General features: G+C 33.1%; 5 protein-coding genes and 1 pseudogene. 2 read left to right on the top strand and 4 right to left on the bottom strand.

The window, feature by feature from the left end; translation table 11 throughout:
* Window positions 1-128 precede the first annotated feature (128 nt).
* From HOP45_RS20350 to HOP45_RS20340, 3 genes and pseudogenes are all read right to left on the bottom strand, one after another.
* Window positions 129-665: pseudogene (locus tag HOP45_RS20350) on the bottom strand (DUF3108 domain-containing protein); the annotation flags it as partial.
* Between the two features lie 559 nt (window positions 666-1,224).
* The gene (locus tag HOP45_RS20345; protein WP_181351310.1) at window positions 1,225-1,479 is read right to left on the bottom strand and encodes a hypothetical protein; all 255 of its coding nucleotides are present in this window, start codon (window positions 1,477-1,479) and stop codon (window positions 1,225-1,227) included.
* Between the two features lie 199 nt (window positions 1,480-1,678).
* On the bottom strand, window positions 1,679-2,680 hold the full coding sequence (locus HOP45_RS20340; protein ID WP_181351312.1) for a serine hydrolase domain-containing protein: 1,002 nt from the start codon (window positions 2,678-2,680) through the stop codon (window positions 1,679-1,681).
* Between the two features lie 428 nt (window positions 2,681-3,108).
* On the opposite strand from HOP45_RS20340, the gene HOP45_RS20335 reads away from it, so the two are divergent.
* Entirely contained in the window at window positions 3,109-3,297 is a 189-nt protein-coding gene (locus tag HOP45_RS20335; RefSeq protein WP_181351309.1) for a hypothetical protein, read from the top strand.
* Complete coding sequence (locus HOP45_RS20330) at window positions 3,298-3,621, top strand: hypothetical protein (RefSeq protein WP_181351308.1); 324 nt, start codon at window positions 3,298-3,300, stop codon at window positions 3,619-3,621.
* A 288-nt stretch (window positions 3,622-3,909) separates the two neighbouring features.
* Here the strand turns inward: HOP45_RS20330 and HOP45_RS20325 are convergent, their stop codons facing one another.
* Window positions 3,910-4,407 (bottom strand): NUDIX hydrolase, encoded by a 498-nt coding sequence (locus tag HOP45_RS20325; protein WP_181351307.1) that lies wholly within the window; start codon window positions 4,405-4,407, stop codon window positions 3,910-3,912.
* Between the last annotated feature and the right edge of the window lie 170 nt (window positions 4,408-4,577).

The following is a 4,577-nucleotide window of genomic DNA, read 5'->3' as shown; positions in this document are numbered from 1 at the left end:
CATACTAAACTGTAATAACTTTCAGATTTTATATTGGGCTTATTAAACTAAAGCCTCCTATTATGGAAGACTCGAAATCGAGATTTCTTAATGTATTTTACTAACGGATCCATTAGCACCGCATCACCCTATTCCCTTTCAAATATCATCTTTGTATCAGCAGATAAAGTATTTGCTTGTTTTAATAGTTCTTTATCATTTATGCTAATCCAATAAATTTGTATATCACCGTCAAAGTTTACTTCTACTTTCCAAGAAGCAACGAAATCCACCCCGCACTTCTTCCCAAACTCTTTTGACACAACTCTTATACCAACATTTATTACTTTTTCTTTACCAGGATGAAAAGCAAAAAGATTAGTTCTATACCCTAGATGTAAGGGTAATACTCGAATAACCATCTCAATAGAATGATTTTCAAATAGTTGGTTTTCTATTTTTATATTATTTTCTGAATCACCTTGGATAAGTCGTATGAACGAATCAAAATTCTCCACTTTTTTTTTAGAATTTTTTGTGCAAATTTTATGTTTGTATGGTTTAAATGTATCTTTTGAAATTATTGATATTGCTTCTATATCACCTAACAAATCAGATTTCAAAGTTTGAATCCTTTTTATCAATTTTTGGGATTCATACACTTCTTCAGTAACTTGTTCAGTAGTAAAGCCGACTTGTTTTCTTAAGTTATTTCTTGAATTATTACTACCTTCCTATCCATTATATTCTCGAAAGAAGACCACGGAATAGAAGGGTCTCCTGTTAAAATAAGCGACATTTCCCTCCCCCTTAAGGTAAGTTACTACTTCTTCACATTGTTACTCCGTTAGAAAAATAAGTGATAGCCGTTATACAACTATGGCTCCCATTACTTGAAGACTCTGCACTGAGATATCCCACACTTTATTGAAGCCTACGTTCTTTCTTAACCAAAAACCCTCCAAACAACATGCTTAGAGGGTTATAATTAATAAATGCTATAAATATTCCACTTTTCTCTCATGTGTTCTTCTAGCTATGTATTAAGTGATTGTTTATAGTGTAAACGTTAGCAGGAACAAAGAATTAGATCCTTCACCAATTGTAAGTTACTTTGTTAGGCCAAATCCCAAAATATGATCAGTATAGAGAGCATAACTTTCATACTCTATTACATTGTCAGGGTTAGCAAACGGGATAATTTTAACATTGCTCAAAACAATCATGCCAAACACATTTGTTACATTATTTCATTATAGGGAATAATGTATCTTCTGATTCTAATAACGCTTTATCTAATAAAGTCATCTTACTATCGTCTGGCTCTTCCGTATTGATCTTATCTGCAATGATTAAGGAGTTAGATGTGGTAATTTGAATCTTCCTTGGATCCTCAACTCCATCTTGCATTTCCTCTACTATGGCTTGTGCGGTCACTATTGATAGTTTTTTCATATCATGAGCTGGGTTTAATTCATGACCTTTAAATTCAATTTCCAACGTACATTCCTCCAATTAATTTATTTTATCAATAACAATTATTCCAAATTAATGCAGAAAGTTCAATAAATGAATTATAAAGATAGGGAACCTAGCAATTAATAAATATATGCCCCCATTTCTGTAAGACTCGAAATCGAGATATATTCAATATTTAACCTTTATATTCACTTTCTAACTAAACATTTATAAGCTATCCTTACCTAAAGGTGTCAGCTACTATGTTGCTAAATTCTTTTAGATAGTAAAGATAGTTTTCATTCCCGTAGTTATATCTCTTGTTATACATTTTGGCGACTACTACATTGTATTTTGGGATGACTAATAAAGTTGGTCCAGTGATTCCTAAGATTTGAAAAGAATCGCTTGGTACTCGATCACCTAATTCACTTAATTCTCTAGGAATGTCCTGCACAAACCAAAACATTCCGTTACGTGGAAACTTCTTTGCAAGGTTTTTGGGTGTATGTATGCTAATCGCTAGTTCAATTACCTCCTTAGGAACAATTTGCTTGCCGTTCATTTCCCCTTTATTTAGGAAGAGGTTTCCCCAAAGAGCAAATTCACGAGAAGAAACAAACAGGTTGGATTCCATTCCATCTCCAGTAGATCCTGTTGAATCTTCTGCACTCTTATTAGGATCAATAATTACTTTTACTAAATTATCACTGTCTTTAGATTCCCACCATGTTTCCTTCAATCCCATTGGTAAGAACACTTTTTGATACATAAGTTCTGGAAAGGGTAGACCGTAAATGTTATGAATTAGTTGCGTTATTAGTTTGATATTGATTCCTCTGTAGGTCCATTTTTCTCCAGGATTAAACTCTCTGATAATCTCTCCTTCTGAATTTTCATCCAAACCATGTGTATGAGTAACCAGATGGCGAATTGTAGTGTCTCTAAGTATGTATGGATCTAGGTCTTTAAAATACTCACTAGCATAATCATCAAGGTTCTGTATTTTCCCTTCATATAAAGCAAAGGCGATGGACAATCCTAAATAACTCTTTCTAGCAGAAGCCACATTGAATCTAGACTTATCATTTACAGGTTGTGAGTTGCTCGTATTAGAATGGAACCCGCTATAATGTTCTAAAACAATCTCATTGTCTTTAATTACAGTTAGTGCTGCAGCAGAACTTTTATTTTTCTCTTTTATGTCTTCTACCCATGATAGCATATTATCGTAAGTTGAAATCATTTTAAGTCCCTCCCTCAAATCATTTCTTACAACTAATTATCACACACATTTCAGAATTATTTTCATTGCATAAAGATAGCTTATCCTTATTTTGGATAAGCCCCCGTTTCTATAAGACTTGATTTCGAGATATATTGAATCTGATTCTCCACTAACTCCCCCGTTTGTGAAAGATTCAATTTCGAAATAAATGAAGATATACACTTAAACATAACTTATTGGTTATTATCTGGGTTAGTACCAAAATTCCGTAAAACTTACGCTAACCTTTAAAACTCTATACGCTAACGCATAATGTCTTTGCTTCTTAAACGTTTATAGGAGAGCACAAAAATATATGTATAATTTTAAAGAAGTACTGAAAGCTAAAAAAGTTAAAGGAAACTCAGTAAATTAAAATTAATAAGAGTAAGGGAGGCTCTAAAATGAAACGCATATTCGTTTATTTAGGGTTGATTTCTTTTTTTCTGACAAATGCTTCACTTGTAGAGCCATCTGCTGAAAAGAACATTGAATGCTATCCGGTAACTTTTTTTGAGACACTTGAAAATGCTGTGGCTAAGTTTAAGGAATTGGACAAAAATCAAACAAATCCTATTTTATTGCCGACTTGAGTGTCTGGTGAACCAAATGTAGAAAGTGTTCGTATTGCAGGATGCGGTGAAAGTTTAAAAGTGCAATATGTAAGTGACAATCGGATGACTCATGTTCATGTTTCTCCTGAAGTTGATAACCCCAAATTTAATTCGAACACTAATGTTACGCTAAAGAGTGGAATTAATGCAAAGTACAAGGAACACGATATGCTTCAGGCTCTACGCTTTATTAAAAAAGAAAGAACCTACATGATATATATTGAAAATAACAACGGTAAAATGGAAAAAAGTGAAGCAATCGAATATCTATCTAAAGTTGCAAATTCTTTAGTTCCAGTGTAAGAAAGTAAAAGGTATGGTTATTAAAATACCCCATTATCTCGAAAGCCTTCCACAAACCTACCCAATCTTAATTAAAAGGCTAAAGACCATTAGAACGATCTTTAGCTATCGCCTCCATTAATTAAATAAATTTAATGAAACAATTTAAATACCCAAACAATTAGGCATATTAAAACGGCAACAATTATCGTTCCTGCAAGAAGTTTGTGTAATTAGGGCGAGCACTCTATTGAGCAATCGCCCCCAATTGTTTAAGACTCGATTTCAAGATAATCTGTTTTAGAAAAGTCACCTTATCCCTTTCGCTGTAAGTGATTTAGTATTCTCGTACTTAATTAATTTCTTATTATGCATAATATATTTATGATCCATACAAAGTGTATTCTCTAAAAGGACCGGTAAGAAATGAGGGATCATTTCACCTACTCCCAAGTTTTCACCTGTTAAAAGCCAAGATACCTTTTTCCAATCGAGGATTCCTTCTTTAACCCTTTTAGGAGTAGAATAGGCAAAGTTCATAGGAAGATTAACCAAAAAAGCATACATACCTCCATAATACTTTTCATCCACTTCCCAAGATATAATACCTTTATAAATTGCACGATTTGATGAGATTACAATACCTGTTTCTTCTTCTACTTCCCGTATAACACAATCTAATGGAGTTTCGTCACCCTCCATCTTGCCACCTACACCATTCCAAAGCCCTTGTGTTGGTGATGCATCTCTATTTAGCATTAATATCTCATCATTTCTTTTTAAAAAACATAAAGTTTGTTGGTACAATAAATCTCACTCCCCTATAACAACTTCTACTTTTTTATTCTTCTTCAGTTAATGCAATAAAAGCAATTGCTATATTGAGTAAACGCCCCCGTTTGTTTAATTAGCTACCATTATCTTAGAATAAACAAAAGTAAGTAGTAGAGTTAATAAACCAAGAAGAACGATTCCCC

The organism is Thalassobacillus sp. CUG 92003 (assembly GCF_013618635.1).
Lineage (GTDB): Bacteria > Bacillota > Bacilli > Bacillales > Halobacillaceae > CUG-92003.
The sequence above is the reverse complement of the archived record's forward strand: the minus strand, read 5'-3'. Positions and strand labels throughout refer to the sequence as shown.

Coding starts and splice junctions, on each gene's coding strand:
- HOP45_RS20335 (WP_181351309.1), top strand. CDS start 3,109: ATGAAACGCATATTCGTTTATTTAGGGTTGATTTCTTTTTTTCTGACA.